We start from the raw sequence: 26,586 nt of genomic DNA, 5'->3' as shown, positions 1-26,586 counted from the left end.
CGACCGGCGGCAGCGGGCTCGGGCTGGCGATAGTGCAGGCTCTCGTCGAGGCGCACCACGGGACGGTGGGGGTCGACACCAGCCCGGGGCGGGGTGCGACATTCCGGGTGCGGCTGCCGCGCGCCCGGGACTGACGCGGCGGCGACCACCGACACCAGTTGCCAGGCAACTGCCAGCTTCACCGGAGCGTTCCCGACAGTTCACCCGCTGTACTGACTTCACAGTCAGACAGAGCCCGTCTGCGCCGGCGGGATCCACCGCCGGCGCGGGGGACGGGAGAGGAGTCGCCGAACATGGCTCATGCCTTCAACCGGTACGAGATCAAGTACCTCATCGATGAGAAGGACGTGCCAGCCCTCCGCGAGGAGTTGGCCGCCCGAATGGACACCGACCCGCACTCGCCACGCGGCGGATACCCGGTGGCCTCGCTCTACTACGACTCCGACAGGCTGCTGTTCTACTGGGAGAAAATCGAGGGCCTTAAGTTCCGCCGCAAGCTGCGGCTGCGGCTCTACGGTGACCCGGCCGAGTGCACCGATGAGTCGACGGTCCACGTGGAGATCAAGCAGCGCGTCAACCGGGTCACGCAGAAGCGACGGATGCCGCTGCCGTACGGCGTCGCACGCGAGTGGCTGGACGAGCTCCGACGCCCGCAGTGCGCGCCCGAGCACCAGGGCTTCGTCAACGAGGTCAGCGGGCTGGTCTCGAGCCTGGACCTGCGGCCCGTGGCCACGACCGGTTACCTGCGCGAGGCGTTCGTGGGTCGCGGGTCGGACACCGGCCTGCGCGTGACGATCGACCACCGCGTGCACGGCCGGGACCGTGACTTCCACTTCGCCTCCGGCGCCGAGAACCGGTTCATCATCCCGCCCAAGCTCGCGATCGTCGAGCTCAAGGCCAACGAGCGGGTCCCGTACTGGGCCACCGACCTGGCGGCCCGGCTCGACCTGAACGTCGTGCGGATCTCCAAGTACTGCCGGTCGGTCGAGACGTTCGGACTGGCCCCGCGCTCGATACACGGCGCCCCTGAACTCGCCGCCCTCTGACACCCGTACACCAGAACCAGGAAAGCAATGAACTTCGACTTCCAAGACCTCAGCGGGACCTTCACCGCCTTCGACGTGGCGATCGCGCTCTCGCTGTCCTTCGTCCTCGCCTCGATCATCGGGTGGGTCTACCGCCACACCCACCGCAACGTCTCGTACAGCCAGTCCTACGTGCAGACGCTCGTGATCGTGACCATGGTGATCGCGATGATCATGCTGGTGGTGGGCTCCAACATCGCCCGCGCGTTCGCGCTTGTCGGTGCCCTGTCCGTGGTGCGCTTCCGCAACGCCATCAAGGAGACCCGCGACGTGGGCTTCATCTTCCTGGCGATGGCCGTGGGCATGGCCGCCGGCACCCGCTTCTACCTGCTCGCCATTGCCGCCACTGTCGCGATCTGCCTGGTGATCGTCCTGATGCACCGCTTCAACTGGTTCACGCTCGACGTCCAGCGGCAGGTGGTCAAGGTGCAGGTCCCGCCGGGGGCCGAGTACCACGCGCTCGTCGAGGACGCCCTCGTGGCGCACTGCACCGACTTCGAGCTGGTCTCCACTGAATCCGCCCGCGGCGGCGCGCTCACCGAGCTCAACTACACCGCCCAGCTCAAGAAGGGCAGCAGCTCCGCCGACCTCATCGCCGCCCTCAACCAGGTCAACTCCGGCCAGCGCGTCACCGTCCTGACCGGGTACGACCAGACGGACCTGTGATGGCCGCCGACCCGACCACGCCGCGGCGTCGGCTCAGGCACCGTGTGCCCCTGTCCTTGCGACAACACTGGAAGCTGCTGGCAGTGAGTGTGGCGGCGCTCGTCGTCGTCGTCCTCGTCCTGGGCGACACCCGCGTCCGGCCGTACATCACCGCCGACGCGGATGTGATCGCCTCGCCCATCACCGAGAACGTGACCGGCACGGTGGAGCTGTTCGATCCCGACGTGGCGCACGAGATCCACCTGGAGATCGACGACGTGGAGTACGCCGAGATGATCGACGCGTTCGAGCGCAACGGCGACAAGAACTGGGTGACAGCAGATCTGACGATCGACGGTGAGTTCATCAACGACGTCGCCGTGCGGCTCAAGGGCAACTCGACGCTCATGGGCCTCCGCGGCGAGGATGCCGGTCCCGGCGGCCAGGGGCGCGGTGGTGCTGGGCCCGGTGATGGCGGGCCGCCAGCGATGCCGGAGGGGATGGAGTTGCCCGAGGGGATGCCGCCGATGCCGGAGAACGCGGAACTGCCGGAGGGCCCGCCCGGCGGCATGGCGGTGCCCGGAATGGATGCCGGGATCTCGGCCGACGATCCGGCGTCGCTACCCCTGCTCATCAGCTTCGACAAGAACTACGAGGGCCGCGCGTACCAGGGGATGACCGAGCTGTCGGTGCGCCCGGGCACGCCGGTGCTCAACGAGGCCGTCGCGCTGGAGCTGACCGAGGTGACCGGGCAGGCCACGCAGCGGTACACGTACAGCGAGTACTCGGTCAACGACGGCCCCACCACCTCGCGGCTGGTGTTGGAGCACCCAGACGACGGGTACACGTCCGCGGCGTTCGACGGCCCCGGCTACCTGTACAAGGCGGACGCGAACTCACGGTTCGAGTACGTGGGCGAGGACCAGTCGGACTACTCCGACCAGTTCACTCAGGTCAACGCCGAGGGCGACGGCACCATGCAGCCGATCATCGACCTCCTGCGGTGGGTGGAGTCGGCGAGCGACGAGGAGTTCGCCGCTGAACTCGACCAGTGGATCGATGTGGAGTCGTTCGCCGAGTACGTGGCCACGCAGAATCTGCTGTCGAACTCCGACGACATGTCCGGCCCCGGACAGAACTACTACCTCTGGTACGACCTCGGGACCGAGAAGTTCACCGTGGTGTCCTGGGACCTCAACATGGCGATGAGCGGGGATGCGACCGCCGGCCCGCACGACACCGTGTCGATGGGCGGGCGCGGTGGTATGGGTGGCCCCTCCGGCGCCGAGCCTCCTGCCGGGATGGAGTTGCCCGATGGCGTGGAACCGCCGGACGGAATGGAGCCTCCCGCCGGGATGGAGCCCCCGGCAGGCATGCCGATGGACGGACCGCCCGGTGACGGTGGGAACGCAGGCGGCCAGGCCGGCGAGAACCAGTCAAGCGAGAACCCGGACGGCGAGCGCGGCGGCCGCGGCGGCCCGTCGATGGATCACCCGCTCAAGACGCGGTTCCTCGAGTCCGACGCGTTCACCGAACTCTACGAGCAGACCTACTGGCGGCTGTACGACCAGGTCTACGGCAGCGGCCTGGCGGGACAGACGCTCGACCGCGTGCTGCAGCAGTTCCCGCTGAGCGACGAGGTCGACAGCGCCACGCTCGAGGCAGACGCGGCGACGCTCCGCACCTGGATCGACCAGCGGACGGCGGCGCTGGCGGAGAAGCAGGCCGTGTAGATGCCGCACGCGGGGCGGGCGCTCGCTACGCGCCCGCCCCGCAGGCGCGCGGCCGCTACAGATCGCCGGGCAGCTTGTCGCGGCGGATGCCGCGCCAGGAGGGTTGGCGCATGTGGCCGTCGTCGGTGAAGCCCTGGTGGCGGACCTCGACGACGATCTTGGGCAGGACCCAGATGGCGTCGCGGCGGGCGTCGGCGGGCAGTTGCTCGACGAAGGGGCTGGTCTTGCGCTTCAGGGGCTCGAGCTCCTCGAGCAGCGCGCGGGCCTGCTTGTCGGTGAAACCGGTGCCCACGCGGCCGATGTAGACGAGGCCGGTTTCGGCGGGCAGGCCCAACAGCAGGGAGCCCAGTGAGCCTGAGCGTCCGCCCTTGCCGGGCCGCCAGCCGCCGACGACGGCCTCGGTGGTGGTGAGCAGCTTCTGCTTGAGCCACGCCTTTGACCGCCGGCCCGACTCGTATTTTGAGTCGCGGCGCTTGGCGACGATGCCTTCCCAGCCGTATTCCTCAGCCTCGGCCAGGGCGCGGTCACCGGGGCCGTCGAGGACGTCGGGCACGTGCACGCGGTCGACCGAGCGCAAGGCCGGCGCGAGCAGGTCCAGCACCTCACGGCGCCGCTCCCACGGCTGCGATCGCAGGTCGACGCCGTCGACCTCCAGCACGTCGAAGACGAACAGTTCCACCGGCGGGAGAGATGGGTCCTTGCCCTCGGCGGCGGCCTGCTTCGCCAGCGAGGCGAAGTCGGGGACGCCCGCGGGGTCCAGCGCCACCAACTCGGCATCGATCACTGCGGGCTTGTCGAGCGCATCGGCCAGCCCTGGGAACCCGTCGGTCAGCCGGTCCATGGAGTTGCCGTTGCGGCTGACCAGACGCGACTGCCCGCCGGCGCCGCTGGTCGCCACGGTCACGCGGTAGCCGTCCCACTTTCCCTCGAACGCCCACGTGTCGTCGGGGAGTCCGGTGACCTCGGCGGCCGTGGGGATCATCGGCAGTGGGGGAGCGTCCGGGCGCGAGGCACTGTCGGAGTCGCGGGACCCCCGCGCCCGCTTGTCGCCTTCCGGGTACGACGACTTGGGGTTGTCGCGGCCACCGTAGTAGGAGTCCGGCGACTGGTCCTTCATGTACTGCACGATCCACTGGTTCTTCTCGGCGCTCGTGCGCACCAGGACGTACCGGCCGGACACCTTCTCGCCGTCGAGCCACACGATGATCTCGTCCTCGCGCCACTTCTCGCACTCGTAGGTGCCGCGGTCCCAGATGGTCATGTGCCCGGCGCCGTACTCGCCCTTGGGGATGGTGCCCTCGAACGTCTCGTAGCCCAGCGGGTGGTCCTCGGTGTTCACCGCGAGCCGCCGGTCCTTGGGCTCGGTCGGCAGGTTCTTGGGCACGGCCCACGAGGCCAGGACGCCGTGGTGCTCGAGCCGCAGGTCGAAGTGCAGGCGGCGGGCGTGGTGCTCCTGGATGACGAAGATCGGTCCGTCGCCTCCTGAGCGATCGGTTTCGACCTCACCCTCGAACGGCTCCGGCGTCTTCCGGCGATCCCGCTTGCGGCGGTACTCCTCGAGACTCGTCACCACGGCGTCGGCGCTGGTGGGGCCGGCGTCGCAGCCCTCGACGTCGGTCGAGCTGGTGTCGGCGGGCTCGGGGTCCTCGTCATCTGACGACGACGAGCTCTTCTTGCCGCCCTCCGATTTCGTGGCTCGCGATGCCGAGTTGGATGACGACGCCGACTTCTTGGCGGTGGCCTTTCTCGCCGTCGTCTTTGTGGCGGGTTTCTTCTTGGCCGAGCCGCCGTTCTTGGCCGTGCCTTCGAGCCCGTCGAGGAGGTCGCCGTCGGAGTCCAGTCGCTTCAACACCTCGTCCCAGTGCAGGTGCGCCAGGCCGCCGTCGCCGAGTTCCTCCCACGAGCGGGGCGCCGCTACCCACGGTTCGGCCCGGCCGCGCAGTGAGTAGGGGGAGACGGTGGTCTTGGCGCCGCTGTTCTGGCTCCAGTCGACGAACACTTTGCCGTCGCGGATGGAGCGCTTCATGGTGGCGGTGACCAGGTCGGGGGTCTGCTTGGCCAGTGATTGCGCGATCTGCTTGGCCACCTTGGAGGCGCTGGCGGCGGTGACCGCCTTATCCAGACGGGCGTAGAGATGGATGCCCTTGGACCCGGAGGTCACGGGGAAGGAGTCGAGCCCCGCCTCGGAAAGGAGATCCCGGACGCGCAGGGCCACCTTCGCCGTCGTATCCAGATCCACGTCCTCGCCCGGATCGAGGTCGATCACGATCCGGCGCGTCCGGCCAGGCTCGTCGTTCTCCAGGGCCCACTGCGGCACGTGCAGCTCGAGGGCAGCCTGCTGCGCGAACCAGGCGAGCGTGGCGGGGGAGTCGAGCACCGGGTAGCGGACGGTGCGGGAGGAGTGCTCGATCGCGACGCGCGGCACCCAGTCAGGGGCGTGGGAGGGCAGGTTCTTCTCAAAGAACGAGTCCTCGCCGGTGCCTTCGGGCCAACGCTTGCGGGTGACGGGCCGGTTGCCGGCGTAGGTGAGGAGCAGCGGCGCGACGGCCTGGTAGTACTCCAGCACATCGGCCTTGGTGGTGCCGGTGGCCTCGTAGAGCACCTTGTCGGCGTGGGTGAACCGCACGGTCCGCCCGTCGACCTTCACCGACTCCTTCTGCCCCTTAGTCGCCATGGGACCACTCTTGCATCCGACTCGGACACTGGCGACCGGCTCGGCGCGCGGACGCTGCTTGCGGGAGCAGGCGGACTACTGGTTCGTCGAACGAACCATATCCGGAGTAACAGCGTGAACAGTCGGCACATAAAGTGAGATGTTCACGGACGTCAATTAAGAAGGGGGCCGCGTGGCCATCAGTCGCGAGCACGGCGTGAAGCGCGTGACAATTCGAGAACTGCTCGCGGAGGATCTGCGCATCCCGCCCTATCAGCGGCCCTATCGGTGGAAGCCGGAGACGGCCACGCAACTACTCGACGATATTCGCTCGGCATTCCACCAGACCGTAAGCGGGGCGACGAATGACGACAGGGCGTTCGAGACCTCATACGTGCTGGGTGCGGTGATCCTCCACCGAGAGGATCGCGCCCATTCTCCGGACGTGGTGGACGGTCAGCAGCGGCTCCTCACGTTGACGATGCTGCTGAAGCTTCTCGACGAGCCGGACCCGCATGCCGTCGATCGCGAGACCTGGGACCGCGCCGACCCGGCCGCACCGATCACGAAGGTCTGGCGGGAACTCGCCAGCCGCGTCAGCGCGATCGACGACGACCGGAGCCGGCTCGCCGCCTTCATCCGCGACAACTGCGTGGTGATGCGGATCGAGACGAATGACGCCGACGAGGCGTTCCGGGTCTTCGATTCCCAGAACTATCGCGGGAAGTCCCTCCTGCCACACGACCTGCTCAAGGCCTATCACCTGCGGGAGATCCGCGGAGAATCCAGCCTCATGATGGTCGCCCTGGTCGAGGCGTGGGAGGCCGTCCCGGACGGGGACCTGGATCGCCTCTTCTCCACCTACCTGTGGCGGATCCGGAGGTGGTCGCGGGGGATGTCGGCGCCGGCGTTCAGCGCCGACCACGTCGATGAGTTCAAGGGAGTGACGGCAAGGGCCGCGAGCTCCCCGATGGCCCGCTATCACCGCGCGGCTCAGTCCGTCGTCCCGGTGCTGACGGCATGGTCCGCGGACACCACCCCGTCCGACCGGGACGGGCTACGGACCCGCTTTCAGTTGGAGGCACCCGTGCAGGCGGGCCGCCCGTTCTTCGAGATGGTCTCGTTCATGCTGGACGAGGTGAAGCACTTGCGCCGCGATGGATTCACGGAGCCGGAATGGGAGAATTTCGTCTCGTCGTCGGTGGAGTTCGACGAACAACCAGCCAAGGCGAAGTTTCGGTACGTGTCCGAGCTATACCTCGCCGCGTTGCTCTATTACACGAACAAGTTCGGCGACCACGATCTCTCTGAAGCGAAACGCCGGCTTTTCCGGTGGTCCTATAGCCTCCGGACCGCTTTGATACGGGTGCAATTGACATCGGTCGATAATCACGCACGCAGCACGGACGAGAACGCTTCTGCCTTCGGACTTCTGCGTAATGCCGAACGGCCGGAGGATCTGCGCCGCCTCGTAATGGGACCGTTGGAGCGACAGGACCGGCCCGACCACATGAAGGAACTCCGCACTCTTCTCGAACGCCTGGGGGCATGATGACCAATCAACTGACGCCTGAACTGCTGACGGTCAAAGAGCTCTTCGGCCAACAGGGCGTGCACTACGAGATCCCCATCTATCAGCGGAACTACGCGTGGGGCAAAGAGCAGATCGACCAGCTCCTCGATGACATCTGGAACGCATCGACGAGCAACGTCGGCGACTACTTCCTGGGCAATCTCATCGTGGCCCCGAAGTCCGAGCACGACAGCGAAGACGTCACCACGTACGAGGTGGTCGACGGCCAGCAGCGACTCACGACGTTGTTCATGCTCCTGCATCGGCTGAATCGAGAATCCCTGGAGGCGGAGGGGCTCGGCGGTCGCGACCTCGAGGCCACCGCTCAACTGACCTACGCATCGCGGCGGGCCGCTTCCCAAGCGCTGCAGAACCTCTCGGATTCCGAGGAGGACGAGGGGTCCGGAATCCTCACCGGGTACAAGCAGCTCAAGGAGGGGCTCGCGCGACTGAGGAACGCAGGCGCCGACCTGGGGCATTTCGCGCGTTTCCTTCTCGAGCAGGTCTGCGTGGTGCGAGCAGCGCTTCCCGGGGACACCGACCTCAACAGGTACTTCGAGGTGATGAACACCCGCGGTCAGCAGCTCGAGCAGGTGGACATCGTCAAGGCCCGGCTCATGAGCTATCTCGGATCCGTCAGCTCGGGGGTTTCGGCAGACGCGGATCTCACCGAGCGCCAGCGCGCGTGCCTCGCGTGGATCTGGGACGCCTGCGCGGACATGGATCGCTACATCCAGATGGCGTTGACGCCGGGTGACACGGATCTCCGTGCGGCGATCTTCGGACGGGACTGGGACGGACTCGAGGTGGCGCGGTTCGACGCACTGGTGGAGGTCCGCGGCCAGCAGAGGACCGCGGATGCGACGAGCGTGGAATCCGTGGCCCTCTCTGAGGCGATTAGGGGCTATGCGCACACTAAGGACGAGCCCGCGACGGAACTGCAGGAGACCCAGCGATTCGAGTCGCCGATCCGCTTTCCCAGCCTGCTTCTGCACGCCCTCAAGGTGATGCACGCTCGCGCGGGGGACGACGACGAGGATGACGGTCGCCTGGACGATTCCAAGCTGGTTCGGCTCTTCGACGATGAGTTCAGAAACACCGAACGGCGGGCCGACCGCGTGAAGACGTTCATGGAGACGTTGCTGCGGTGCAAGTTCGTCCTGGACAACGCCGTTCTCAAGCGGGAGTTCGTGGGCACCCACGTGGAGGACGGCGCGTGGTCGCTCAAGCGACTCGCGAGGGGCGAGCGGAGTGGTTCCGGCGAGAGAAGCAAGGTCAGCCCGAGGTACCCTCGCGCGTTCTCGCCGACGGGGGAGGAGTCCGACGACCAGGTCGAGGCGGCGGCAGGGGACCAGACCCGCGACGTGCTCCTCCTCCAGTCGCTCCTCCGCGTCACGTATACCTCGCCGAGGACCATGCACTGGATCACTCACGTGCTGCGGCTTGTCGATCCCGCGTTGCCCCGCCAGCAGGTGGGCCGTCTGGTCGCCGACGAGCTGCGCACCTTCATCCGTGGCAAGGTCCGCGAGTCGATGCCGACCGAGTCCGGTCCGGTGGGCTTTGCCATCGAGCGGATCGTGTACACCTACCTGGACTATCTCCTCGCCCAGGGCTATGGCCCGGACAGTGCCCGGGATCCGAAGTTCGAGTTCCAGTTCCGCAACTCGGTGGAGCACTTCTTCCCGCAGTACGCTAACCGCGACAACACGGGCTGGGATGCGCTGGCCGGGGATGATCCGCGGCTTCATCTCTTCGGCAACCTTGCCCTGGTCAGCGTGAGCGCCAACTCGAAGTTCAGCAATGAGCTGCCGGCGACCAAGGTGCGCAAGGAAGGCATCATCAAGCAGAGTCCGAAGCTCACGCTGATGGCTGATGAGGTTAGAGAGAACGACGGGGTGTGGGACGGGGATTCCATCGAGAAGCACCATCGGGAGATGGTCACGATTCTCAATGACGACCTCGCGCAGCTGGGCGGAGGCTAGGTCACCGTTCGGGAGAGGTGACGACGACGAGGGTCCGCACAGCCGGCGGCCGGTCCCGCGCATCGTGCGCGGGACCGGCCGACGGGGCGCGGGCGGCTGTGGTTCGTCTACCGAGAGCCGGCCTCGGTGCGTGCCTGCCGAGGGTGGCTCATGCCTCGGCGGTGGTCACCGACGTCTCGACGCTGGGCTTGTCGGGGCCCGTGGTCGGACTCGAGGTGGGTGCCGGTTGGCTGGCAAGCTCCCGCCCACCGGCCAGCCCGGTCCGTGTCACCGTGTGAAGTCGATGACCAGCCGCCCCCGAGTCCCGCCGGCTTCGAGTCGTTCGTGGGCCCGCCACGCGTCCTCGGGCGCGTAGCTGTCCGCCAACCGGAGGGTGAGCACGCCGTCCTCGGCCAGCTGCCGCAACTCGTCGAGCTTTTCCTGTTCCTCCGCCATGTCGACCACGCTCACGGCATGGACCCGCAGGTCGCGCTTTCCGTCGCCCCGATACCACCGCACCGTCGCTACCCCACCGCCGGTCTTGACCGCGGGGAGCACGGCGGCCTCCTGCACGGATCCGTCGAAGAGGCCGTCGACGCCGTCGGGGTAGAGCTCGAGGATGCGGTCGGCGACGCCCTCGCCGCGCCGCACGATCTGATCGGCGCCGAGTGACCGCACGAGCTCCTCGTCCGCCTCGGACGCGTCGGCGACCACGATGAGGCCGACGTGTTTGGCCAGCTGGATGACGTATCCGCCGGTCGAGCCCGCCGCCCCGGTCACCGCGAGAACCTGGCCGGGCTTCAGCGCCAGCAGGTCGAGGGCGCGCCGGGCGGTGAGGCCGTTCATCGGGAGCGTCGACGCGGCGATGTCGTCGGCATTGCGGGGCGCGGCGGTGATCGACCGGGCGGGCAGGACGATGTCCTCGCGGTACGCACCGTGGTCGTCGCGGGGGACCACGATGCCCATGACCCGGTCGCCCACGGACAGGGACGTGTCGGCGTCCTCGCCGATCTCGATGAGTGTTCCGGCGATGTCCATGCCGGGGACGTCCGCGGCTCCGCGCGGCGTTCCGGTCTTCGAGCGGGAGCCGTTGCGCGTGTAGGTGTCGGTGGGGTTGACGGTCGCGGCGGTGACACGCACCCGGACTTCGGTGGGGCCGAGTTCCTGCTTGGGGACTTCCACGACCTGCAGGGCGTCGGGGCCACCGTAGGTCGTTACTCCGACGGCGCGGACGGAGGCGGTTGAGACGGTCATTGTTCCTCTTTCCCGCAGACCGGCGAGGGTGGGCCGGTCCGCTGGGTAGTTGGCACGAGTGACTTCTGTCGTGCAGCCTAACCACGCCGGCAGGGCGGTGCCGCCGCGAGCGACGGGCCTGGGGAGATGTCGACGACGACGAGTTCACCCTGGCCGCTCACCGGTCGGGCCCCTCGCCGGCCCCTCACCGCACGCCCGCCGTCCAGTGAGCCGACGGTTACCGACCGATGCCGCGGCGAAACGGCCACGACACAATGCGCGTTCAGACTTGGTCCAGTTCATTAGCGCGGCTACCGCAGAGCTGGAGGAGACGACGTGTCCTACGTTCAACCAGAGGACTTCACCCGGGCGATGATCGACGCCGGGGCTAAGAAGGTTCACATGTCCACCCGCGACACCCTGATCCGCGGCTTCATGGCCGGGGCGATACTGGCGTTGGCGGCGGCGTTCGCCGTGACGGTCACCGTGCAGACGGGCAGCGCCCTGCTCGGGGCGGTGCTGTTCCCCGTCGGGTTCATTCTGCTGTACCTGCTCGGCTTCGACCTCCTGACCGGCGTGTTCACGCTGGTACCGCTGGCCCTGCTCGACAAGCGCAGAGGCGTCACGGTCGGCGGGATGCTCCGCAACTGGGGCCTGGTCTTCGTCGGCAACTTCGCCGGTGCGCTGACGGTGGCGTTCCTCATCGCGTTCATCACCACCTACGGGTTCAACGTCGCGCCCGACGAGGTGGGCCAGCGCCTCGGGGAGATCGGCGAGGCGCGGACCCTGGGCTACAAGGAGTACGGCGCGGCCGGGATGGCGTCCCTGTTCTTCCGTGGCGTGCTGTGCAACTGGATGGTCTCCACCGGCGTGGTCGCCGCCATGATGTCCACCAGCGTCAGCGGCAAGGCACTGACCATGTGGATGCCCGTGATGCTGTTCTTCTACATGGGCTTCGAGCACTCGGTGGTCAACATGTTCCTGTTCCCGACCGGACTCATGTTGGGCGGCGACTTCTCCTTGAGCGACTACCTCGTGTGGAACGAGATCCCCACGGTCGCCGGGAACCTGGTCGGCGGCCTGCTCTTCGTGGGCCTGACCCTGTACGTCACCCACGCCCGTACCAAGGCGCGGCGGCCGCTGAAGCCCGAGTCCGCCCAGGCCGACGTGGAACCCACCGGCGCCCCGGCCTGACCCGGCCGACCCTCACCGCGACCACACCCCACCAGGAGGAATCCCCCGTGAACCCGATCATGTCCAAGCGCGACGCCGCCGCCCTCGTCGACTCCGCGCGTATCCGCCAGGGCCGCACGTGGTCGGAGTTGGCCGAGCACCTGGGCGCCCCACTGGTGTGGACCACCGCCGCGTTGCTGGGCCAACATCCGATGACGGCCCAGCAGGCACGGTCGGTCTGCGAACTGCTCGGCCTGGGTGAGGATGTCGCCGAGAGCCTGGCCCTGCAGCCCAGCCGCGGGACGCCGCCGGATCAGATGGCGGACCCGACCATCTACCGGCTCACCGAGGCGCTGGCGGTGTACGGTCCGGCGCTCAAGGCCCTCATCCACGAGGAGTTCGGGGACGGCATCATGAGCGCGATCAACTTCCAGGTCGACTTTCAGCGCCGGCCGGACCCCGATGGGGACCGGGTGGTGATCACCCTCGACGGAAAGTTCCTCGACTATCGGTGGTGACGATCAACAACAAACACGACGAACGCCCGGCGGCCGCAGCCGCCGGGCGTGCTGGTGTAGTTCTGGCGGTACGTGTCGAGCCAGAAACTGGAGTGGGCGTTCAGGACGGCGCGGACCCGGGCGACGGCGGCTGCGTGGCGCTGCTTGGCGCGTTCCATTCCGGCGTCGAGGTCGGCGACGGTCGCGGTCCACACATCGACGCCCTCGCGGGCCAGGAGAGGGGCGAGGAGCTCGAACTGGGCGTGCAGCCGCCTCGCCATGCCGCCGCCCCCGCCCGACTACCCGCCGCGCCACCCGGTTAACCCGCCTCGCGCCGCCTCACGTTGACGAGGACCCGGGCCACGCCGGACATGAAGTCCAGGCTGCGCCGCGCGGCCTGCTGCTCGAGGAGCAGCAGATCCAGTGCCCGGATCACCGCGGCCAGATCGGCGCCGGCGGCCAATCGGTCCAGAGCCACTGCCGCTGCGACCGCCTGTCCCTCGTGGAACGCCAGGTCCGGCAGCACCGCCTCGACGGCCTGGGACAGCTCGCCTGCGGGCCGATCGTCGAACGCCGCGCTTACGGAGACGCGGTACTGCTCGAACCGGTCCCGGGCGGCGTCGAGCTCCTGGTGTAGGTCCGCGGTCGCAGACATGGTCGCCAAGCCTACGACGACGACGAGGTCACCCCGCCCTCACGGTCCCGCGGTCGCCGCGACTGCGCGCGGTCATACTCCGAATGCCGCGGGATAGCGGATGACGCCGCCCGGGACGGCAGGGGAGTCGTCGAGGGGCAGGGCCATCAACGCCTCGTCGGGGGCGTCAAATGACGCGCGGATGCCGAAGCTGGAGGCGCGGCGGAAGCCGAATCGTGGGTAGTAGCCGGCATGGCCCAGCACCACGACGAGTTTCTCGCCCATCGCCTGAGCCGCGTCCAGGGGCGGAGGGCGTCGACGAGGTCGGCCTCGGAGGCAGTGTGAAAAGCGCGCAGGATGATGTCGCGGATCGCGGGGATGTCGGCGTCGGTCTCTGCGCGGGTGGTCCAGGCGGTCATGCGCTCCGATCTGGGGCGTGGTGGCGGTGCCGCCGGGATACAGCTCGCCGTTCAGGGCGTGGGGGACGACGGCGAGGTGGTCATATCACTGGATGACCGTGCCGTCCTCGGTCACGTACGAGACGCCGATGAGGGTCGTGGTGCCCAGATCGTCGCCGACGTAGGTGGCGGTGAGGTCGACCAGGTCCACCGGCCGCCGGGGGAGGTCCACATCCGATAGGTGCGAGCGGCGATCTGCAGACCTGCTTTGCGCAGACCACGGCGTCTGTTGGGGCGGCGTGAGGCATAGCCTGTTGGTCTCCATTTGGTTGACGCGGCGTCGTTTCAGTGTGAGTGTGAGGAAGTCAGAGGTTTGCCAAGCACAACCATTGGAGGCTCAGCATGAAGGCTGTCGTCTATCAAGGACCCAGAGATGTCGCGGTTACGGATGTTCCGGACGCGAAGATCGAACGTCCCACCGACGTGCTGGTCAAAATGACAACGACCAATATCTGCGGCTCGGACCTGCACATGTACGAGGGCCGGACCTCCTTCGAGCAGGGCCGCACGTTCGGCCACGAGAACATGGGGGAGGTGGTGGAAATCGGTAAGGGCGTGGAGAAGGTCAAGGTGGGCGACCGGGTCGTGTTGCCCTTCAACATCTCGTGCGGGTTCTGCAAGAACTGCGAGCGCGGTCTCACGAATTACTGCCTGACCACGCAGCCTGACCCGTCCGCCGCCGGTGCGGCATACGGATTTGCGGACATGGGCCCGTACGGCGGAGGCCAAGCGGAGCTGCTCCGGGTCCCCTTCGGCGACCACAACGCGCTGCGCCTGGGTGAGGATGCGCAGGAGAAGGAGAACGACTACGTCATGCTCTCCGACATCTTCCCCACCGGCTACCACGCAACCGAGATGGCCGGCGTGATCCCGGGCGACAGCGTCGTGATCGCCGGGGCCGGACCGGTGGGGCTGATGGCTGCCCTGTCCGCGACGATCAAGGGGGCCGCGAAGGTGATGGTGGTCGATCGCCACCCCGACCGGCTCGCGCTGGCTGAGCAGATCGGTGCGATTGCCATCGACGACTCCAAGACCGACCCGGTGCAGGCGGTGCTGGACGAGACGATGGGGCTCGGAGCCGACCGTGGTTGCGAATGCGTGGGCTACCAGGCCCACGATCCCCAGGGCAACGAAGACATCGCCCTCACGCTGAACATGCTCATCAACGCGGTCCGCTTCACCGGACGAATCGGCACCGTCGGCGTGTTCGTCCCCCAGGACCCGGGGGCCAAGAGCGAATTGGCCAAGCAGGGCAAGGCGGCCATCGACTTCGGCACCCACTGGTTCAAGGGGCAGACCATGGGCAACGGTCAAGCCCCGGTCAAGCGGTACAACCGCCAGCTCCGGGACCTGATCGCGGCTGACAAGGCGAAGCCGTCCTGGATCGTCTCCCACGAGATCTCGCTGGAAGAGGCCGCCGACGCCTACAGGAACTTCGACGCCAGGTCCGAGGGTTGGACCAAGGTCGTCATCAAGCCAGGTATGTCCAGCGGAAAGAAGGCGAACTGACATGGCAGCAGATCTGCAGGGCAAGAGGGTCGCGATCCTCGCCGCGGACGGGGTCGAGCGCGTCGAGCTCGAGCAACCCCGCGAAGCACTGGACCGGGCCGGCGCTCAGACCGAGGTCCTCTCGATCCACGACGGCGAGATCAAGGCCCGTGAGAACGATCTGGATGAAGCGGGCACGTTCACCGTCGACGGGCTGGTCGCCGACGCCTCGGTGGGCGATTACGACGCCCTGCTGCTTCCCGGCGGCACGGTGAACCCCGACCAGCTCCGGGTCGACAAGGACGCCGTTTCCTTCGTCCGCGACTTCGTCGAGAGTGGCAAGCCCGTGGCGGCGATCTGTCACGGACCGTGGACGTTGATCGAGGCCGGCGTGGCCACCGGTCGCACCCTGACGTCCTTCCCGAGCATCCGCACGGATCTGCGCAATGCCGGCGCGAACGTCGTCGACCAGGAGGTCGCGGTCGACAAGAATCTCATCACCAGCCGCTCGCCGGAGGACCTGCCGGCGTTCTCCGACGCGCTCGTGTCCCAAATCGCGGACACCACTACAAAGTAAGAGGAGACATCATGAGTGTGACCAAAGGATTGCTGGTCAGGTTTGACGCGTTGCCCGGCAAGGAGGACGAGGTTAAGGACTTCCTCGACAGCGGCCGTGAGCTTGTCGAGGGAGAGCAGGCCACCACCGCGTGGTTCGCGATCCGCCTCGGGCCGACCTCGTTCGGCATCTTCGACGTCTTTCCGGACGACTCCGGACGTGATGCCCACCTGTCCGGACCCGTGGCGGAAGCGCTCGGCGAAAACACCGGCAAGTTGTTCTCCGAACCCACGATCGAGAAGCTCGACGTGTTGGGCTCCAAGCTTCCCGCCTGACACCACAGACCGGGACTACTGACCCGGACATGAAGGGTCGCTGCGCGCGGTGACTTCGGGCTGACACAGCCCGTTGACGTCGTGGCAGCGGCCCCTCCTCTTACGGCCTATCGCCCATCCCTAATAGATCGAGGAATCGCGATGACAGTAATTGACGACGACGTTGCCCCGACGCGTTCACCCGAGGTAGCAGTGATCGGGGGCGGAATCGTCGGTCTGTCGACGGCGTACGCGCTGCGGGAGCAGGGCGTTCCGGTGCGCTTGTACGAGGCCGGTCTGCCCGGAACGGGTCAGTCCGCGGGCGAGTCGCGGATCTTCCGGCATGCCCACGACGACCCGCGACTCGTCGCTTTCGCGCGCGAAAGCCGCGGCGTATGGGATGAGTGGGCCGAACACTTCGACGTCGAGCTGGTCTCATCAGACGGTGTCGTGGCGATCGGAGAGAGCGCCCTGGCGCGGCTGCGGGTGCTCGACCAGGTCGGCGGCGTGGAAGCGCACGAGATCGATGCAGCCGAGCTCGCCCAGCGAATGCCGCTGCTCGCTGGGTACTCGGGGCCAGCGATGCTCGACGAGTCGGGCGGCGCGATCCGCACCCGCGCCGCGATCACGGCACTCGCGGGTGCCCTCGCAGAGGCCGTCACCACCGCAGAGGTCATCTCCATCGATCCCCGCGCCGATGGGACGGTCGAGGTGCGCAGCGTCAGCGACCGGGCTGTCTACTCCAAGGTGGTCGTGTGCGCCGGCCGCGAAACCGCCCGCCTGGCCCGCACCGTCGGCCTGTCGCTGCCGGTTCGCCTTGCCGCACACGTCCGGCTGACCTTCGACGTGAAAGGCGCCGCCCCGGCACGAGTCGCGTGCCTGCAGGACGGCAGCGGTGTCTTCGGCGAAGTCGGCGTATACGCGACGCCGCTACCGGGCAACAGCAGTTATTCGGTCGGACTCAGCGAAACCGTGGGCGTCCGCGACGACGGAACGTTCATCGACCCTGCGGCGATTCGATCGCTGGACGAACGCGCACGCGAATACGTGACACGGGCGCTGCCCGGTCTCCACCCAGAGCCGCGCGACTTTCTTCACTGCTGGGTGACCGACCTCCCATGGAGCGAGGACGGCGTGGCCGTGTGGGAGGAAGGCTCTGTCTTTTTTGTGGCCGGTCACAATCTGTTCAAGCAGGCACCTGCGCTGGGTCGCGCTCTTGCCCGGGCTGCGACCGGCGGCGGTCTAGACGCCGACCTCACGCCCGCCGCTCGCCTCGGCGAAGCCCTGCGATAGTTCGCCTGACCCCAGAACGGACGCACTCAATGGGTTCTCCGCGAGCGCGAGCCGAAATGGGTACGCTCGGCGAAAGCACCGGCATGACGTCTAACTCAGGCGAGACAGCCTTAGCCCATCGGTCGACCCGATTGGCATGTGGCACACAACCAGGAGGTACTCATGACCATCAAGCTCGAATCCGTATCGCTCGAGGACGCTCAGCGCGTGATCGCCGCCGCTCAGGCTAAGGCGGAAGAGATCGGGTCGCCGAGCAACATCGCGGTGGTCGACGCGGGTGCTAACTTGGTTTCCCACATTCGCATGGACAACGCGTGGGTGGGCAGCGTCGACATCTCGATCAACAAGGCCTTTACGGCGCGCGCCTTCGACATCGCCACCAAGGACCTGGCCGAAAATGCTCAGCCCGGCGAGCAGTTCTACGGCATCCAGAACTCGAACCATGGCAGGGTCATGGTGTTTGCTGGCGGCATCCCGCTGCGCCGCGATGGCCTGGTCGTCGGGGCGGTAGGAGTGAGCGGGGGTAGCGGCGAGCAGGATCAGACGGTCGCGGAGGCAGCTGTAGCGGCGTTTTAATCCATTCCGAAGAACGCAAAACCGAGCAAAGGATAGATCCAATAGGATTGATCCAAGATGGCAGCAACAAAGGTCAGCAAAGCGCTTCTGGTGCGCCTCGAAGCACTGCCCGGCAGGGAGGAAGAAGTCCGCGACTTCTTGAACCAGGGCCTGTCGATCGTAGAGGGTGAGCCCAAGACCGTCCGGTGGTTCGCGATACAGTTCGGCCCCTCGTCGTTCGGGATCTTTGACGCATTTGCCGACGACGGTCGCCAGGCGCACCTGTCGGGTGAGGTCGCGAAAGCGCTCGGTGAGAAGACGGGTGAGCTTTTCGGGGAGCCCGTTATCGAGCAGCTCGATGTCGTCGCGGAGAAGCAGCCCGCATAGAGCAAGCGCCCGCCCGCGGCGGCCACAGGACTTGGCGCTTGCCATGCGTGCGCAGACGCCAGGCCAGGGCGTGTCTCCCATAGCTGTGTGGTGGCCCACGGTCTCGCGGGTCACCACACAGTTATGGGAGACACGCCTTAGAACATTCCGGCCGGGCCCGCGGCCCCTCGCCCCAGGAGGCTGAGAGCCCGAGGGTGACGACGACGGCAACCCGTCGCCCCACCGCCGCCGAGACCCGCGTAACAGCCTGACCGCTCAGGCGTGGCTACTGATGAGATCGTCCATCGACCGCCCCGAGGGGAAGCCATGCGCTGTCGCGGACCGTGGCGATGACGGCTGCGGGCAACCGGGGATGCCATGGCCCCATTGTGTCTCCTCGGCGCGAACAGGCCCGCGGCGCGTCGACCGTCACGGCGAGGTCCGCTCACCGTTCAGAGCACCCCGGCCAACCCCCCCGATCCCTCGACCGAGGAGGGTGAGAGCCCCGAGGGTGACGACGACGACGGCGACCCGTCGCCCCACGGTGGCGGACACTCGCGTGGCCACCGCGCCACCCAGAAGAATGCCGATCGGAACCATAGCCACAACCAGCCCGATCACGCCGATCGGCGGCAGCCCGGAGATCGGCGCGGCCTCGAGACCGACCTTGGTGATGACGGAGGTCGCGCCCATGGTGAAGAAGATCGGCTGCAGGGTCGCGGCGAAGGACCGCTGGTTCCACCCCGTGGCCTGCGCGTAGACGAGCATCGCGGGCGCGGCCACGCCCACCGCGGTGTTGAGGAATCCTCCGGCCGTGCCAGCCACTGCAGCCGGCCGCCGGCCGCCCACCGGCGGGATGCGCACGAGTGCGGTAAAGACGAGGGTGCCGAGCAGAACAGTGCCGATCACCACCTCGAGCCAGCTGCGGTCGGCAGCGCCCACGAGGAGGGCACCGGGCACGGACCCCACGACGATCAGCGGCGCCAGGTGGAGGTAGCGGCGCCAGTCGATGTCGCGCCACAGCGTGATCGCGATGAGGGCCGCGGAGACGGTGGTTGTGATGTTGGTCGGTGGCACTCCGGCGACGGGCCCCAGAAGCAGGGCCAACGTCGGCGAGACCACGAGCCCGACACCCATCCCGCTGACCCGCTGCAGCACGGTCCCGAGGATGACGGCCGACGCCGCCACGAGCAGGAGCAGGGGCGCGACGTCGGCGGGCATGGGGACAGCTTTCCAGGTGCCTCCGGCGTGGCCGTCGGCCGATCGGTGGGCGGTGCCGCCTGGCGCGTGGGTGTGGGTCGCCGTTTCTTGGTGACGACGACGAGGTGAGCGACCTCGGCCCTCATTCGCCGCCCGGTTGGCCGGTATCGCCGGCACGCAGCTGAACAGGCTGGGCGGACAGCCGAGATCACCACGCGACCGAGGACCTCTGGCTGGGGTGGCGAGTGCAATTCCTTCACGGGCTCGCGAGACCTCGCCCGATGGATGTTGTGCTCTACGCGCCTGACCCGCTTGGACGTCGCGAAACGTCGAGGTCGATCGTCGTCCTATGCAACTCGGCCTCTGGCGGAATAGGGCCTTGATTTCCCCAGGGCCCGCCCGCCCGAGCGCGTTCGTACTTGCCGGCTTGGTCGGGTTTCATCTCCTCGGTGGTACCTGATCCGCGCTTCGCCATCAGGGCCCACCCTGCTGGGGTAAGGCGAGCGATCGGACTTTTCTTTCGTGGCGCGCCCCTGTGGCTGTCGATCGCAGCCTCGACGGAGCCGAGGTTTTTCGAGGTGCCCCACGGCGGGGAGCCCGCACTGTAGTGCTCGAAAGTGGGCCACCAGCCCCAAAGCTCGCTGTCGAGAGGTTGAGTGACAGAGCTGGACGGCTGGGGCGGGGCCTCTGGGGACGTCGATGGCCGCAGCGGGGCGTCGGACTTTTGGACGGTGCTCAAGGTAGGGACGAGCGGGAATGGGCACTCGGGCCCGTTCAAGACGGTCATCGTCTCGGTCATCGCGCGATACAGCCGTTCAGGGGCTCCCGGGTTAGCCATCCCTTTGCCGGAGGGGTGGGGAACATCAGCTGGAATGACCAACCCCGCGGAGGAGAGTCCGGATCGCACCCAGCCGTCGCGGGCCATGGCCCCCATGAGAAGCACCACCTTCAAGTTCGGGAGGAGAGCGCGTAATTCGCTGAGCCAGCGGGCGCCGCGTGCGCGCTCTGCTGCGGAAGAGCGACCATTCTTGGTGCCAGAGATTGGGGCCGGTGCGACATTCCAGTGCACCACCTGCTGTGGAGTCAGCCCGAAGTCGTTGTAGATCCCGGCGCACCGACGGGCGGAACCGTCGTCGTTCTCGAGGCTCAGTAACCCGGATCCAGTTCCAGCTTCCGCCTTGGTCGACGGGTTGTCCAGTAGAGCGAGCACCTCGGCCTCGACTCCGCCGAGTTGGGGATCGACGTACGGAACTAGGCCTCGGGCGATTCCTTCGGCGTCAGCTACGGCGTCGGCGATAGCGTTGATTGGCGCAACGTGAAGGTCACGCACGTGTGCGCGTTTGACCGCGACGATAGCGGGGTCGGCGTTTCGCCCGGGTGTGAAGGGCCCAAGCCGCATCAGCTCCATCGTGGGAGTCGAATCGTTGCCGTACGTCGTCATGAACGCACTATTGCATCCACATCTGACAAGTAGGACGAGTGCGCTGGCGGGTGGCGATCAACTCCCAGGCAGTGGCCGGCGACTCCGGCTCTCCTGCATTCAGGGTGTGGCTCTCGTCCGGCTGCCGCCGCCCCGCATATGTCGCATACTCATCCCATGCGATCCATCTGGAAGGGCGAGGTCTCGTTCGGTCTGGTCAACGTGCCGGTCAAGGTGTACGCGGCGACGGAGGACCACGATCTGCACGCGCGGCAGGTGGACAAGAAGGACGGCGTCCGCATCCGCTACAAGAAGGTGCGGGACGACAATGGCGAGGAGGTCGAGTTCTCCGATATCGCCAAGGCGTATGAGTCCGAAGAGGGCGAGATGGTCATCCTCACCAAGGACGACCTGGCCAGCCTGCCGGTGGAGCAGAACCACGAGATCGAGGTGACGGAGTTCGTCCCGGCCGATCAGGTGGATCCGGTGGCGTTCGACAACGCGTACTTCCTGGAGCCGGCGTCGCGCTCCAACCGGGCGTACGTGCTGATGCGGGAGGCGCTGCAGCAGACGGACCGCCTGGCGATCTGCACGTTCACGCTGCGCAACCGCACTCGCCTCTGTGCGCTCCGGGTGTACAAGGACGTGCTCATGCTGCAGACGCTGCTGTGGCCGGATGAGATCCGCCCGGCGATCCTGGAGGGCCTGGACAAGGAGGCGAAGGTCCGGCCGCAGGAGGTCAAGATGGCGGCGTCGCTCATCGAGACGATGGCGGCGGATTTCGAGCCGGAGAAGTACGAGGACGACTACCAGAATCAGCTCAAGGAGCTCATCGAGGCCAAGGCGGCCGGCGGTGAGGCGTTCACGGTGGAGGAGAAGGACACCTCGGGCGACGACGGTGACGACGAGGTGGCCGATCTGCTGGCGGCGCTGCGGGCGAGTGTGAAGGACCGGGGTGGTAAGGCGGACGACGCCGACGACCAGGACGACGACGAGAGCGACGACGACGAGGACTCCGGCTCCGCCAAGAAGGCCACCAGCAAGAAGAGCGGGAGTAGCTCGGCAAAGAAGACCCCGGCAAAGAAGACTGCCGCGAAGAAGGCGCCCGCCAGAAAGGCGGCGGCAAAGAAGTCGACGGCAAAGAAGTCGACGGCAAAGAAGTCGACGTCCTCCAAGTCGGACTCCGGCAGCTCCGCCTCGAGCACGTCCAAGAAATCGGCCTGACTCGACGGCCAGGCGACTATTTCTGTAGGCAATCGCGCGCGTCCGGGTGACGGTGCGGGACCCGAGGCACACCCAGGGCACCTCGGGCTGATGACGTACCCGATCACGGTCGACCGCGTCGAGGCCCGTCGACACCTGGCACGCCATGAGGTGTATCGGCCTGCGGAGTTTACGGTGTCACATTCGGGTGGGGAGGGGAGAGGGACGCGAAGCGCGCGACACCCCGGCGGCGAATCGTGGTCCGGGGTGGAGGCCTCGTCGTGGAACCCGGGTGGTATGCCCGAGGCGCGCGGGGGTCCCGGGTGGGCTGCTGCGGAAGCCGGGGGCGCGCGTCGCGCATACGGTCGGGAGGTCCGCGACGCCGTGGCGGGGCTGGGCGGCCTGGACGTCCTCGTGCTCAACGCCGCGGCAGCGGAAGGTCGAGAAGCTGGAGGACCTCACCTCCGAGCAGTGGGCGGAGACGATGAACGTCAACGTCAACGCGCCGTTCTGGATGATGCAGGAGGCGCTCGGGCACCTGCAGCCGGGATCGAGCGTGATCTTCACCTCGTCGGTCCAGGCGTACACGCCCTCGCCGGGCCTGGTGGACTACGCGGCGTCGCGGGCGGCGGTCAACACGATGTCCAAGAGCCTGGCGCAGCAGCTGGTGGCGCGGGGGATCCGCGTCAACGCCGTGGCGCCGGGCCGTTCTGGACTGCTCTGCAGGTGTCTGGTGGGCAGCTGCCGGACGCTCTGCCGACCTTCGGACACAAGAATCCCCTCGGTCGGCCCCGGCCAGCCCGTCGAGATGGCCGGCGCGTACGTGTACCTGGCGTCGAAGGAGTCGTCGTACACCACCGGCAACACGCTCTCGGTGACGGGCGGCGCGCCGACGCCGTAGGGCGGGGTGGCCTCGGCGGTGCGGGGAGGGGCGGTTGCGCGGCCGCCGTGAGGCGACCGGTGTGCGCCCCGCCGCGAGGCGCGTACGGTCGGGGACCCGACCCCTTGAGAAGTCAGGATGTGATCTCCACATGAGCACGTACCGGACCCACAACCCCTCCACCGGCGAGACCGTCGCCGAGTACGACGGCCTGGCGGACGGCGACATCGACGCCGTCCTCACCCGCGTCACCGAGGGCTACCGCAGCTGGAGTGAGGTCGATCCGCGGGAACGCGCCCGGATCCTCGACGCGATCGCTGACGCGTTCCGGGAGCACGGTGACGAGCTCGCGGCGGCCATCTCCGAGGAGATGGGCAAGCCGACCGAGGAGGCGGCCGGAGAGGTCGAGCTGGCCGCCTCCATCTACGCCTGGTACGCCGAGCACGGACCGGATCTGCTGCAGCCGGAGTCGCTGGACGTCGCCGGTGCGCGCGAGAACACGGTGACCGTGGAGCCCGTCGGCCCGCTGGTGGGCGTGATGCCGTGGAACTACCCCTACTACCAGGTCGCCCGGTTCGCCGCCCCCAACCTCATGGCGGGCAACACCGTGGTGCTCAAGCACGCCTCGATCTGCGCCAAGAGCTCTGCGCTCATCGAGCAGATCCAGCGGGAGGCGGGCCTGCCGGAGGACGCCTACGTCAACGTGTTCGCCTCCTCCGACCAGGTTGCGCAGATGATCGCCGACCCACGCGTCCAGGGGGTCTCCCTCACGGGCAGCGAGGTCGCCGGCGCCGCCGTGGCCGAGGTCGCGGGAAAGAACCTCACCAAGAGCGTGTTGGAGCTCGGCGGCTCGGATCCGCTCGTCGTCCTCGACAGTGACGACGTCGACGCGCTCGTCGACACCGTCGGGCGGGCGCGGCTCTCGAACTCCGGTCAGGCGTGTAACTCGCCCAAGCGGATGTTCGTGCCGGACGGGATCTACGACGACTTCGTCTCTGCGCTCACCGACCTCTACGGCCGTATCGTCGTCGGGCCGTCCGACGAGGACGGCACGGAGATGGGGCCGCTCTCGAGCGAGGACGCGCGGGACACCGTGGTCGAGCAGGTCCGCACCGCCGTGGAGCAGGGCGCCACGCTGCACGTCGGCGGTGAGGCCCTCGACCGGCCCGGCGCCTACATGGCGCCCGCGGTGCTTACGGACATCACCGAGGAGATGGACGTCTACCATGACGAGGTGTTCGGGCCCGTCGCGATGATCTACCGGTACACCGATCTCGACGACGCCCTGCGGATCGCCAACGACACGCGGTTCGGCCTGTCCGGATCTGTGTGGGGCACCGACCCGGAGGAGGCGGCCCGCGTCGCGGACCGGCTCGACGCCGGCATGGTCTACGTCAACGAGCACGGCACCACGCGTGCCGGCCTCCCCTTCGGCGGCGTCCGCGCCTCCGGCTACGGCCGGGAGCTGGGCCGATGGGGGATGGGCGAGTTCGTCAACACCAAACTGCGGCGCGTGCACTGAGGCCGACGGCGGGTGGCCGCGGCACCCCGCGACACGACTCGGTGGCGGCCGCACCCTCTGCGGCCGTCGCCGGTCAGCGCCGGACCGGCGGCGGTGATTTCTCAAGCGTGTCGGAGTCGCGCCGGCGGGGGCGGGGCCGCCGTGGTGAGCGCGGCCACGCGCGCCGAGACGTCGGCGGCGGCGACGGTGACCGCGTCGGTCGTCCGCATCACCGCGCGCCCGGTCATCCGCCGTCCGGGGGTCGCCGCGATCGAACCGACCGCGACGTTTCCCCGTCCGATCACCGGGGCGGACACCGCGAATACCGCGAGGTCGGCGCCCGGGGTGAGTTCGGAGTCCAGGACGTCGATCGTGCTGAGCTCGGCGAACAGCTCGGAGACCCGGTCCCTCACGAGCGGTCCGACGCCGGAGGACTCGAGCGCGTCGGCCATCCGCAGCAGTTCGCGCCGGGCGGGGGTGAGTCGGTCGACCGACCAGCCGCGCCGCGTGACCTGTGGCATCACGAGGTCCAGCCGGGCCCGGGCGGCGGCGGGGACCGCGCCGTCCGTCAGCCACATTTCGCGGCGGGACTCCGGAAGCCGGGCCGCGACGTCGCGCACGAACGGCGCCCGGAGCGGGATGGTGTGTCCGGTGGGCATGGCGGAGGACGACGACGAGGTGCGCACGCCGCCGCGGACGACGTCGACCACCTCGAGGAAGTCCCCGCGGAGCTGCAGCGCGGCGGCGGCGATGCCGGTCAGGTCGGCGACCTCATCCAGGGCCGGGCGGGCGATCCGGGCAAGGTCGGGCTCCGTGCCGACGCTCCGCCCCACCGCGCGCAGGACCGGCCCCGCCACCCATCCGCCCCCGGCGCCGCTGACGCGGTCGGCCCAGCCGCACGCGTGCAGCTCGGCGAGGACGGCGTGCAGCGTCGAGCGGCTCGCCCCGAGCGAGGCGGCCAGCCTCGTCGTCGTGACCGGCTCCCCGGCCGCGGCGAGTGCCGTGGCCACCTCCACGGCGCGGCGGGTGGGCTCGTGTCGCATAGTCGACACTCTACGTCGATAATCCGTCGATAGCAGGGTCGTTCCGCTCGCGGTGGCGGGAATCCGGGCGGGGGCGGCGCACGATGGTTCCAGCACGATCTGATAGACAGTTCTGTCTATTGAGATTGTCCACACGACGATGGAGGTCGCATGACGCCCAGGACGGCGGTGACGCTCTCGCACCTCGACGCGCTCGAGGCGGAGTCCGTCCACATCTTCCGCGAGGTAGCCGCGCAGTTCGAACGACCGGGGATGCTGTTCTCCGGCGGCAAGGACTCCGTGGTGATGTTCCACCTCGCCCGCAAGGCCTTCTGGCCCGCGCCGATGCCCTTCCCGCTCATGCACGTCGACACCGGGCACAACTTCGACGAGGTCATCGAGTACCGCGACCGTGTCGTGGCCGAGACCGGGGTGACGCTGCACGTCTCCTACGTCCAGGACGACATCGACGCCGGCCGCGTGATCGAGGAGACCGGCCCCGGCACGAGCCGCAACCGCCTCCAGACCACCGCCCTGCTGCGCGGCATCCAGGAGAACCGCTTCGACGCGGTCTTCGGCGGTGCCCGCCGCGACGAGGAGAAGGCCCGCGCCAAGGAGCGCGTCTTCTCCTTCCGCGACGCCTTCGGCGCCTGGGACCCCCGCGCCCAGCGCCCCGAGCTGTGGAAGCTCTACAACGGTCGGCACCGCAAGGGCGAGCACATCCGCGTCTTCCCGCTGTCCAACTGGACCGAGCTGGACATCTGGCAGTACATCGAGCGTGAGGACATCGACCTGCCGCCGATCTACTACGCGCACGAGCGCGAGGTCATCGAGCGCGACGGCATGCTGCTCGCGAACACCCGCTTCCTAGAGACCCTCCCGGGCGAAGAGGCCCGCACCGAGCTGGTCCGCTTCCGCACCGTCGGCGACGCCACCTGTACCGGGTGCGTGGAGTCCGACGCCGCCGACAACGCCGCCGTGGTGGCCGAGGTCGCCGGGACCCGAGTCACCGAGCGCGGTGCGACCCGCGCCGACGACCGCATCTCCGAGGCCGGCATGGAAGACCGCAAGAAGGAGGGCTACTTCTGATGAGCACCCCCACCACCGAGGAGACCGGCGTGACCGGCTCCGCGTCCGCGACCG

26 protein-coding genes are annotated in these 26,586 nt (G+C 68.1%); 18 read left to right on the top strand and 8 right to left on the bottom strand.

Going from position 1 to position 26,586, the window contains the following annotated elements; translation table 11 throughout:
* The 4 genes from OPF83_RS14035 to OPF83_RS14020 form a co-directional block, all read left to right on the top strand.
* The coding region (locus OPF83_RS14035) for an ATP-binding protein (RefSeq protein ID WP_264888154.1) at positions 1–134 on the top strand (134 nt) is incomplete at its 5' end.
* A 159-nt stretch (positions 135–293) separates the two neighbouring features.
* Positions 294–1,046 carry a polyphosphate polymerase domain-containing protein gene (locus OPF83_RS14030; RefSeq protein ID WP_264888149.1) on the top strand — a complete coding sequence of 251 codons (753 nt, stop codon included), beginning with the start codon at positions 294–296 and terminating at the stop codon, positions 1,044–1,046.
* Between the two features lie 27 nt (positions 1,047–1,073).
* The gene (locus OPF83_RS14025) at positions 1,074–1,751 is read left to right on the top strand and encodes a DUF4956 domain-containing protein (RefSeq protein WP_007633449.1); all 678 of its coding nucleotides are present in this window, start codon (positions 1,074–1,076) and stop codon (positions 1,749–1,751) included.
* Positions 1,751–3,463 (top strand): CotH kinase family protein, encoded by a 1,713-nt coding sequence (locus OPF83_RS14020; RefSeq protein ID WP_264888147.1) that lies wholly within the window; start codon positions 1,751–1,753, stop codon positions 3,461–3,463. Before OPF83_RS14025 ends, OPF83_RS14020 begins: the two co-directional genes overlap by 1 nt.
* A 55-nt stretch (positions 3,464–3,518) precedes the next feature.
* Here OPF83_RS14020 and OPF83_RS14015 read toward each other — a convergent pair whose 3' ends face one another.
* Complete coding sequence (locus OPF83_RS14015; RefSeq protein WP_264888145.1) at positions 3,519–6,137, bottom strand: ATP-dependent DNA ligase; 2,619 nt, start codon at positions 6,135–6,137, stop codon at positions 3,519–3,521.
* A gap of 172 nt (positions 6,138–6,309) precedes the next feature.
* On the opposite strand from OPF83_RS14015, the gene OPF83_RS14010 reads away from it, so the two are divergent.
* Both OPF83_RS14010 and OPF83_RS14005 read left to right on the top strand, forming a co-directional pair.
* Positions 6,310–7,668 carry a DUF262 domain-containing protein gene (locus OPF83_RS14010; protein WP_264888143.1) on the top strand — a complete coding sequence of 453 codons (1,359 nt, stop codon included), beginning with the start codon at positions 6,310–6,312 and terminating at the stop codon, positions 7,666–7,668.
* Positions 7,668–9,671: a DUF262 domain-containing HNH endonuclease family protein gene (locus tag OPF83_RS14005; protein WP_264888142.1), complete on the top strand. Its 2,004-nt coding sequence runs from the start codon at positions 7,668–7,670 to the stop codon at positions 9,669–9,671. The genes OPF83_RS14010 and OPF83_RS14005 overlap by 1 nt, the downstream gene beginning before the upstream one ends.
* 267 nt (positions 9,672–9,938) lie before the next feature.
* On the opposite strand, the gene OPF83_RS14000 is transcribed toward OPF83_RS14005, so the two are convergent.
* Positions 9,939–10,904 (bottom strand): NADP-dependent oxidoreductase, encoded by a 966-nt coding sequence (locus OPF83_RS14000; RefSeq protein ID WP_264888140.1) that lies wholly within the window; start codon positions 10,902–10,904, stop codon positions 9,939–9,941.
* A 315-nt stretch (positions 10,905–11,219) separates the two neighbouring features.
* On the opposite strand from OPF83_RS14000, the gene OPF83_RS13995 reads away from it, so the two are divergent.
* Together OPF83_RS13995 and cynS are read left to right on the top strand one after the other, a co-directional pair.
* Entirely contained in the window at positions 11,220–12,077 is an 858-nt protein-coding gene (locus OPF83_RS13995) for a formate/nitrite transporter family protein (protein ID WP_264888139.1), read from the top strand.
* 47 nt (positions 12,078–12,124) lie between these two features.
* Complete coding sequence (gene cynS / locus OPF83_RS13990; protein ID WP_264888138.1) at positions 12,125–12,574, top strand: cyanase; 450 nt, start codon at positions 12,125–12,127, stop codon at positions 12,572–12,574.
* Here cynS and OPF83_RS13985 read toward each other — a convergent pair.
* The 4 genes from OPF83_RS13985 to OPF83_RS13970 all read right to left on the bottom strand — a co-directional run bounded on the left by OPF83_RS13985 (position 12,562) and on the right by OPF83_RS13970 (position 13,817).
* Positions 12,562–12,834 carry a hypothetical protein gene (locus OPF83_RS13985; RefSeq protein WP_264888137.1) on the bottom strand — a complete coding sequence of 91 codons (273 nt, stop codon included), beginning with the start codon at positions 12,832–12,834 and terminating at the stop codon, positions 12,562–12,564. The genes cynS and OPF83_RS13985 overlap by 13 nt on opposite strands.
* Before the next feature lie 38 nt (positions 12,835–12,872).
* Positions 12,873–13,208, bottom strand: a complete 336-nt coding sequence (locus OPF83_RS13980; RefSeq protein WP_264888136.1) for a hypothetical protein — start codon at positions 13,206–13,208, stop codon at positions 12,873–12,875.
* 72 nt (positions 13,209–13,280) lie between these two features.
* The gene (locus tag OPF83_RS17545) at positions 13,281–13,472 is read right to left on the bottom strand and encodes a hypothetical protein (RefSeq protein WP_375546269.1); all 192 of its coding nucleotides are present in this window, start codon (positions 13,470–13,472) and stop codon (positions 13,281–13,283) included.
* Between the two features lie 219 nt (positions 13,473–13,691).
* Positions 13,692–13,817, bottom strand: a complete 126-nt coding sequence (locus OPF83_RS13970) for a hypothetical protein (RefSeq protein ID WP_264888135.1) — start codon at positions 13,815–13,817, stop codon at positions 13,692–13,694.
* 170 nt (positions 13,818–13,987) lie between these two features.
* Here OPF83_RS13970 and OPF83_RS13965 point away from each other — a divergent pair, with 170 nt between their 5' ends.
* The 6 genes from OPF83_RS13965 (at position 13,988) to OPF83_RS13940 (ending at position 18,238) form a co-directional block, all read left to right on the top strand.
* The gene (locus OPF83_RS13965) at positions 13,988–15,154 is read left to right on the top strand and encodes a glutathione-independent formaldehyde dehydrogenase (RefSeq protein WP_264888133.1); all 1,167 of its coding nucleotides are present in this window, start codon (positions 13,988–13,990) and stop codon (positions 15,152–15,154) included.
* 1 nt (position 15,155) lies between these two features.
* On the top strand, positions 15,156–15,710 hold the full coding sequence (locus OPF83_RS13960; RefSeq protein ID WP_264888132.1) for a type 1 glutamine amidotransferase domain-containing protein: 555 nt from the start codon (positions 15,156–15,158) through the stop codon (positions 15,708–15,710).
* An 11-nt stretch (positions 15,711–15,721) separates the two neighbouring features.
* Positions 15,722–16,024: a putative quinol monooxygenase gene (locus OPF83_RS13955; RefSeq protein ID WP_264888131.1), complete on the top strand. Its 303-nt coding sequence runs from the start codon at positions 15,722–15,724 to the stop codon at positions 16,022–16,024.
* Positions 16,025–16,165: 141 nt separating this feature from the next.
* A complete protein-coding gene (locus OPF83_RS13950) occupies positions 16,166–17,296 on the top strand; it encodes an FAD-binding oxidoreductase (protein ID WP_264888130.1) in 1,131 nt (376 codons plus the stop codon).
* A 162-nt stretch (positions 17,297–17,458) separates the two neighbouring features.
* The gene (locus tag OPF83_RS13945; protein WP_264888128.1) at positions 17,459–17,872 is read left to right on the top strand and encodes a heme-binding protein; all 414 of its coding nucleotides are present in this window, start codon (positions 17,459–17,461) and stop codon (positions 17,870–17,872) included.
* Positions 17,873–17,929: 57 nt separating this feature from the next.
* Complete coding sequence (locus tag OPF83_RS13940; RefSeq protein WP_264888127.1) at positions 17,930–18,238, top strand: putative quinol monooxygenase; 309 nt, start codon at positions 17,930–17,932, stop codon at positions 18,236–18,238.
* Between the two features lie 408 nt (positions 18,239–18,646).
* Here the strand turns inward: OPF83_RS13940 and OPF83_RS13935 are convergent, their stop codons facing one another.
* Positions 18,647–19,438, bottom strand: coding sequence for a sulfite exporter TauE/SafE family protein (locus OPF83_RS13935; protein WP_264888126.1), 792 nt, complete (start codon positions 19,436–19,438; stop codon positions 18,647–18,649).
* 1,576 nt (positions 19,439–21,014) lie between these two features.
* On the opposite strand from OPF83_RS13935, the gene OPF83_RS13930 reads away from it, so the two are divergent.
* From OPF83_RS13930 to OPF83_RS13920, 3 genes are all read left to right on the top strand, one after another.
* Positions 21,015–22,061 (top strand): Ku protein, encoded by a 1,047-nt coding sequence (locus OPF83_RS13930; RefSeq protein WP_264888124.1) that lies wholly within the window; start codon positions 21,015–21,017, stop codon positions 22,059–22,061.
* Positions 22,062–22,524: 463 nt separating this feature from the next.
* On the top strand, positions 22,525–22,941 hold the full coding sequence (locus OPF83_RS13925; RefSeq protein ID WP_264888122.1) for an SDR family oxidoreductase: 417 nt from the start codon (positions 22,525–22,527) through the stop codon (positions 22,939–22,941).
* A gap of 130 nt (positions 22,942–23,071) precedes the next feature.
* Positions 23,072–24,442 carry an NAD-dependent succinate-semialdehyde dehydrogenase gene (locus tag OPF83_RS13920; RefSeq protein ID WP_264888120.1) on the top strand — a complete coding sequence of 457 codons (1,371 nt, stop codon included), beginning with the start codon at positions 23,072–23,074 and terminating at the stop codon, positions 24,440–24,442.
* Between the two features lie 101 nt (positions 24,443–24,543).
* On the opposite strand, the gene OPF83_RS13915 is transcribed toward OPF83_RS13920, so the two are convergent.
* On the bottom strand, positions 24,544–25,464 hold the full coding sequence (locus OPF83_RS13915; RefSeq protein ID WP_264888118.1) for a helix-turn-helix domain-containing protein: 921 nt from the start codon (positions 25,462–25,464) through the stop codon (positions 24,544–24,546).
* Positions 25,465–25,614: 150 nt separating this feature from the next.
* Between OPF83_RS13915 and cysD the strand changes: the two genes are divergently transcribed.
* Positions 25,615–26,532 carry a sulfate adenylyltransferase subunit CysD gene (gene cysD / locus OPF83_RS13910; RefSeq protein ID WP_264888117.1) on the top strand — a complete coding sequence of 306 codons (918 nt, stop codon included), beginning with the start codon at positions 25,615–25,617 and terminating at the stop codon, positions 26,530–26,532.
* The last annotated feature ends 54 nt before the right edge of the window (positions 26,533–26,586 follow it).

It is taken from the genome of Dietzia sp. NCCP-2495 (assembly GCF_026011735.1).
GTDB lineage: Bacteria > Actinomycetota > Actinomycetes > Mycobacteriales > Mycobacteriaceae > Dietzia.
This window is presented reverse-complemented; position numbering and strand designations above follow the sequence as displayed.

What these genes read in the sequence shown, in the direction of transcription:
- OPF83_RS14030 (WP_264888149.1), top strand. Translation starts at nt 294, where the DNA reads ATGGCTCATGCCTTCAACCGGTACGAGATCAAGTACCTCATCGATGAG.
- OPF83_RS14025 (WP_007633449.1), top strand. Translation starts at nt 1,074, where the DNA reads ATGAACTTCGACTTCCAAGACCTCAGCGGGACCTTCACCGCCTTCGAC.
- OPF83_RS14020 (WP_264888147.1), top strand. Translation starts at nt 1,751, where the DNA reads ATGGCCGCCGACCCGACCACGCCGCGGCGTCGGCTCAGGCACCGTGTG.
- OPF83_RS14015 (WP_264888145.1), bottom strand. Translation starts at nt 6,137, where the DNA reads ATGGCGACTAAGGGGCAGAAGGAGTCGGTGAAGGTCGACGGGCGGACC.
- OPF83_RS14005 (WP_264888142.1), top strand. Translation starts at nt 7,668, where the DNA reads ATGACCAATCAACTGACGCCTGAACTGCTGACGGTCAAAGAGCTCTTC.
- OPF83_RS14000 (WP_264888140.1), bottom strand. Translation starts at nt 10,904, where the DNA reads ATGACCGTCTCAACCGCCTCCGTCCGCGCCGTCGGAGTAACGACCTAC.
- OPF83_RS13985 (WP_264888137.1), bottom strand. Translation starts at nt 12,834, where the DNA reads ATGGCGAGGCGGCTGCACGCCCAGTTCGAGCTCCTCGCCCCTCTCCTG.
- OPF83_RS13980 (WP_264888136.1), bottom strand. Translation starts at nt 13,208, where the DNA reads ATGTCTGCGACCGCGGACCTACACCAGGAGCTCGACGCCGCCCGGGAC.
- OPF83_RS17545 (WP_375546269.1), bottom strand. Translation starts at nt 13,472, where the DNA reads ATGGGCGAGAAACTCGTCGTGGTGCTGGGCCATGCCGGCTACTACCCA.
- OPF83_RS13965 (WP_264888133.1), top strand. Translation starts at nt 13,988, where the DNA reads ATGAAGGCTGTCGTCTATCAAGGACCCAGAGATGTCGCGGTTACGGAT.
- OPF83_RS13960 (WP_264888132.1), top strand. Translation starts at nt 15,156, where the DNA reads ATGGCAGCAGATCTGCAGGGCAAGAGGGTCGCGATCCTCGCCGCGGAC.
- OPF83_RS13955 (WP_264888131.1), top strand. Translation starts at nt 15,722, where the DNA reads ATGAGTGTGACCAAAGGATTGCTGGTCAGGTTTGACGCGTTGCCCGGC.
- OPF83_RS13950 (WP_264888130.1), top strand. Translation starts at nt 16,166, where the DNA reads ATGACAGTAATTGACGACGACGTTGCCCCGACGCGTTCACCCGAGGTA.
- OPF83_RS13945 (WP_264888128.1), top strand. Translation starts at nt 17,459, where the DNA reads ATGACCATCAAGCTCGAATCCGTATCGCTCGAGGACGCTCAGCGCGTG.
- OPF83_RS13940 (WP_264888127.1), top strand. Translation starts at nt 17,930, where the DNA reads ATGGCAGCAACAAAGGTCAGCAAAGCGCTTCTGGTGCGCCTCGAAGCA.
- OPF83_RS13935 (WP_264888126.1), bottom strand. Translation starts at nt 19,438, where the DNA reads ATGCCCGCCGACGTCGCGCCCCTGCTCCTGCTCGTGGCGGCGTCGGCC.
- OPF83_RS13930 (WP_264888124.1), top strand. Translation starts at nt 21,015, where the DNA reads ATGCGATCCATCTGGAAGGGCGAGGTCTCGTTCGGTCTGGTCAACGTG.
- OPF83_RS13925 (WP_264888122.1), top strand. Translation starts at nt 22,525, where the DNA reads ATGAACGTCAACGTCAACGCGCCGTTCTGGATGATGCAGGAGGCGCTC.
- OPF83_RS13920 (WP_264888120.1), top strand. Translation starts at nt 23,072, where the DNA reads ATGAGCACGTACCGGACCCACAACCCCTCCACCGGCGAGACCGTCGCC.
- OPF83_RS13915 (WP_264888118.1), bottom strand. Translation starts at nt 25,464, where the DNA reads ATGCGACACGAGCCCACCCGCCGCGCCGTGGAGGTGGCCACGGCACTC.
- cysD (WP_264888117.1), top strand. Translation starts at nt 25,615, where the DNA reads ATGACGCCCAGGACGGCGGTGACGCTCTCGCACCTCGACGCGCTCGAG.